This is a genomic window from Methyloglobulus sp. (assembly GCF_046714055.1).
Lineage (GTDB): Bacteria > Pseudomonadota > Gammaproteobacteria > Methylococcales > Methylomonadaceae > Methyloglobulus.
Genome location: NZ_JBKKBJ010000183.1, coordinates 1 through 4,362, shown reverse-complemented (window position 1 = coordinate 4,362; position 4,362 = coordinate 1). Strand labels below are relative to the sequence as shown.

At 45.4% G+C, this 4,362-nt stretch carries 5 protein-coding genes; 1 reads left to right on the top strand and 4 read right to left on the bottom strand.

From position 1 onward, the window contains the following. Positions 1-421: 421 nt before the first annotated feature. The 3 genes from ACLQ6D_RS10935 to ACLQ6D_RS10925 form a co-directional block, all read right to left on the bottom strand. Positions 422-1,987 (bottom strand): multicopper oxidase family protein, encoded by a 1,566-nt coding sequence (locus ACLQ6D_RS10935; RefSeq protein WP_411727314.1) that lies wholly within the window; start codon positions 1,985-1,987, stop codon positions 422-424. 89 nt (positions 1,988-2,076) lie between these two features. Further along, positions 2,077-2,769 (bottom strand): hypothetical protein, encoded by a 693-nt coding sequence (locus tag ACLQ6D_RS10930; RefSeq protein WP_411727313.1) that lies wholly within the window; start codon positions 2,767-2,769, stop codon positions 2,077-2,079. Positions 2,770-2,872: 103 nt separating this feature from the next. Then, positions 2,873-3,319: a hypothetical protein gene (locus tag ACLQ6D_RS10925; protein WP_411727312.1), complete on the bottom strand. Its 447-nt coding sequence runs from the start codon at positions 3,317-3,319 to the stop codon at positions 2,873-2,875. Positions 3,320-3,435: 116 nt separating this feature from the next. Between ACLQ6D_RS10925 and ACLQ6D_RS10920 the strand changes: the two genes are divergently transcribed. After that, on the top strand, positions 3,436-3,990 hold the full coding sequence (locus ACLQ6D_RS10920) for a DUF1003 domain-containing protein (protein ID WP_411727311.1): 555 nt from the start codon (positions 3,436-3,438) through the stop codon (positions 3,988-3,990). 35 nt (positions 3,991-4,025) lie between these two features. Here the strand turns inward: ACLQ6D_RS10920 and ACLQ6D_RS10915 are convergent, their stop codons facing one another. Continuing rightward, positions 4,026-4,313, bottom strand: a complete 288-nt coding sequence (locus ACLQ6D_RS10915) for a hypothetical protein (RefSeq protein WP_411727310.1) — start codon at positions 4,311-4,313, stop codon at positions 4,026-4,028. Positions 4,314-4,362: the final 49 nt, after the last annotated feature.

Below are 4,362 nucleotides of genomic sequence, written 5' to 3'. Positions count from 1 at the left end.
CGCAATAAATCGTATATTTGCATTTTTTTTTTATATTGCTTTTTTATATTTATTTTTTATTTTGTTTTTTTTAATCGGGTATCTTTATCCCCCCCCCCCCCCGCACTTGTCAAGGTTTTTTACTGGGTTCGTTAAGCTAATAGCACTTTCCATGCCGTAACATAAAAATTTAAAATAACTTCAATAATATCAATGATAAATATTGTATTAAGGGAGGTGGGGCTAGGAGTGTCTAAAAAGCTATTGGTTGAAATCAACCAAATAAATGCGGTTGATTTCAACCAATTCTGTTTTCACGGGGGAAATGGCAGCAAGGTGATTGCGGGTGTATGACGTATTGATAGCAACCATACCCTTTCTCGCTAACGCAGGAGACCTCCTTATTTTTGTTCTCCGTGGTAAGTAGGGGATGCCCGGATCATTATTTCGTTGATTTTTTTACAACAATATTTGCCATCATGCCATTGTCGGCGTGTTCCAGAATATGGCAATGGTAAACGAACTTTCCAACAATATTGGGGTTGGTGAAGGGTACGATAAGCTTAACTTCACCAGGCGCGCCGTCGAATTGGTAGGGCACATCAATTGTATCGCGCAAGCCGGTGGAATCCTGGTCGTCATGGTTAATTTCCTTGACCAGAAAATCCAGTTGATGAATATGAAAAACATGCCGTTCTCCGGTGACATTGCGTACCGTCCATTCCTCGACATCGCCCAGTTTGACCTCGGTATCAATGCGGTCGTGTTGGTATTGCTTGCGGTTGATAAAGAAGGTTTTACCGTCGGATGTTTCTGAAAATTCGATCACCCGTTGCCGAGTGATGGGCATTTTTTTTAAGTCTTCGGCTCGTGGATGGATAGAGGCAATCTTGGCCGCTGGACGTAACAAACGTGGCGCAAGGGTAGCGTCCTCCGTAACCGGTTGTCCTTCGATTTTTAACGATGCAAGCACTACTTGTGAATTGTCATCCCCTGCTGGCCCCGTGTCCACGTCCAGGGATCGTATGCCATACAGCCCCGGCTTATTGCCCTGAATCGCTATAACGGCGCGGGCTGCGGGTGGCAGCAGGACGGATGTTTCCTCTTCCGGATTTTCTATGACGTTGCCATCACGGGCAAGCATCCAAAATTTATGTCCATCAACAACAAATTCAAAAAAAGAGTCAGCGCCGATATTGGCAAGATTCCAAACTTGCCACTCACCCGGTCTAATGGTCTCAGTTGCACCAATCGTACCGTTGATGGTTTTTGTTTTGGGGTCGCCATCTTTGGTATCGGGCAACGCAATATCTTTAAGCAGGAATGTTTTACGTTGAAGTGTGTTCAGTTCAGGGTAATGCTGCTCGATGTAGCCATCAATGACCAAAAGACCAGACATACCGCTTAATACCTGATCTTCGCCGTAGCCATGAGTATGTGAATGATACCAGTGCAACCCTTGCGGATGGTCTTTTGGTACGGCATATTCATACGTGTAAGTGTTGTCCTTTAAATACGGCGATTGTGTTATGCCGTGCATGGGATCGCTGCCGGAAAGTGCGGGTGGCACCAACACAAAAACATTATCGCCAGGCTCTTGCGGCGTAATATTCATACCGTGGTAATGCAGATTGGTGAATTGCGGCTTGTCGATCATAATGTCCGCAGTGCCGATATTATTGACCAGCTTTATGCGTACTTTATCGCCACGTTTCGCCTTGAGGACTGGCGGTATATAGCTACTGTTATAAACATTGGATAGGAATGTTCGCCCTGCTACAGTCACCTTAGCGGGTGCAGCTTCCAATGCTACGTCAAGCAGGCCGTTTACGCTTCCAATAACTTCGGGCTGTGGTATGGGATGTTCTTTTGCGCCAACAATCGTTGCGTTTGCTTCAGAATCCCATCGGTTTGCCAGCGATGTTTTCCCTATACTGTTGCATCCTGGCAATAGTAAAATGGCGTTGCACAATAGCAAACCTAACAGTCTTGTCGAAAATGCCTGCATCATGACCTCCTAAGCCATTCAAAATCCGCGTGAAAGATTGACACCCACAGTGACATCCGTTACCCCATTACTGTTGGGCTCATTGAAGACTACCGAAATACCGGGGCAAGACTGACGCCATCCGTAAAATCCCATTCAATAGCCGCCTCAAATCCACCAGCGATGCCCTTTTGCACAAAAACATCACCGAATACTTCAAGCTCATCATGGATGATATGCTTATAACCAGCGATAACTGTCCAATTAAAGATAGTCGCATCAAAACCATTGGGGCTTTCTAAGATGGCATTGAGGTAACCTACGCCATTGGTAAAACTTTTGGCAGCAATGGCCGTAGCCACTATGTCTACTGTTGCCCCTGGCGTGTTGTAGGGAACCTGAAAAGAAAGTTGCGATGAAAGCGTCGGTAGGTGACCGTCGTCGATCAACCAACGTTGTTCCCAGGCGACCGCTACAGAATTTTGAAATTGTGTGCCCGCTGAAGCTACAACCAATGTAGGGGTGGTGACGGTCAGTTGGGATTGACAAAAAATTCCGGTTTGGACAAAAACAATACCGCCTACCAATCGGCTTTGAAATTGGCCGCTATTTTTATTATATAAGGCCGTTATCTGCGCCTGCGGGGTATCGGGAGCGGCTGGCTGGCCATCGATAATGGACTTAAACGAACCCACACTTTGCTTGTCGGTTACATCTGCCCCAGGGCAAGCGTCTTCTCCAGCAATGGCCTTACAAGCAGACAATAGTACCGGAGCAAGCAGAATGTAAGATATTTTATGCACTACACCACCCCGTAAACACTACCGACAGAAAAATCCAGTTATGGATTATGTTTTCGTTTGAACACCCAATAATAACTGAAAGCGATGATGCTTATTGCCAATATTAATATTTGCCAGATATATTCTTCAACATTAAGCCGCACAAACCGCGATGATAGCCAGAAAAACACCGGCAAGGCTGAACCGCCAGCTTATCCTGATACCATCGAGAAAAGTGGTTAAGGCGAGTATTAACAATACGATTAAACCAGTCTCTTCCGGGGTTATCCTTCCGGCATGATAATAAAGTGTATACAATCATTACCGTCACTAATCCGCCCATCCAATGCAGGGTTTGAATCACAATGGCTTTTTTCTGTGCCGCCTGATCGTATGTTGCTGTATGGCTGTAGTTGGCAAAAATAGACACGATCCCAAACAAAACCACCATAGAAATCCAGTATAAATGGCTTGCTGTCGCCGAAATATCAGAGACGGCAACGCCTATAACTGCCATAATCAAAAGCGCTGTAAAAAGGACGTGGTTTGAAAATAATTTAGTATGATTCATGTATTTTTCTCATGGATGCCGTTACAGAAACATCTGCACATTAACCAGTAAGTTTAGTACCGTAATATTTTTCGCCGAAATTTTAGATAATAAGCTATTTGTGAGGATAATCATACATGAGTGAAAATAATGAAAATATCAACAAACTGTATTCTTGCTTAGAAGGGGAGCAACTTACACCTCATGAACGCAAAGTCATTGAAAAAGCCCTGTCGCGGATCAGTATGCCGCGCGATGCCAACAAGGAATTCACTACGCGCCGCAGATTCGGGGAGCGCGCTTCCGATGCCATTGCCGCTTTTGGTGGTTCATGGACATTTATCCTGATGTTTATGGCTGTCTTGGTTTGCTGGACTTTTTTGAATACCGAAATACTTGGGCCGCGCAAGGATGCTTTCGATCCCTACCCGTATATTTTCCTGAACCTTATTCTGTCTATGATCGCTGCCCTGCAAGCGCCCATCATTATGATGTCCCAGAATCGGCAAAACGCCAAAGACCGTCTTCATGCTGAAATCGACCATAGTGTCAATGTCCATGCTGAACTCGCCATCCGTAACTTGCATGAACGACTGGAAGTCATTGAGCAAAGTCTCAATAACATTGAACAACAATCCGCTCCAACCAATTACCCAGGTGTCGAACCGACATCGAATAAAACGAATAGCTAAAAACCGAATGGGAATCAGGTCGCATAACCGCTAAGTCAATTATTAAGTGATGTTACGCAGGTAACTTTAATCTTCCCGTATGCCGCGCCGAGCATCGGCGTTTTTATCGGGAATTGCCCGTAGGGGCGCGGCAGGGAAGCCGCGCGTTGCCAAAGGGACAGGAGTCCCTTTTGGCAGCCCCCGGTAAAAACACCGGAGCGCAGGAAGCAAGCGGCATCCGGGTCGCCTTTTCTTTGGATACTTTCTTTTGGCGAAGCAAAAGAAAGTATCTCGCCTTCGGGTGCGAGAACCCGATCAAAAGTAACGTCGCGGTAGCGACACACAAATCACAAAATATATAAATGAACAATGGTGCGTAACATCAGTTATTAA

Excerpts from the sequence above, each read along its gene's own strand:
- ACLQ6D_RS10925 (WP_411727312.1), bottom strand. The coding sequence starts at position 3,319 with ATGAATCATACTAAATTATTTTCAAACCACGTCCTTTTTACAGCGCTT.
- ACLQ6D_RS10935 (WP_411727314.1), bottom strand. The coding sequence starts at position 1,987 with ATGCAGGCATTTTCGACAAGACTGTTAGGTTTGCTATTGTGCAACGCC.
- ACLQ6D_RS10920 (WP_411727311.1), top strand. The coding sequence starts at position 3,436 with ATGAGTGAAAATAATGAAAATATCAACAAACTGTATTCTTGCTTAGAA.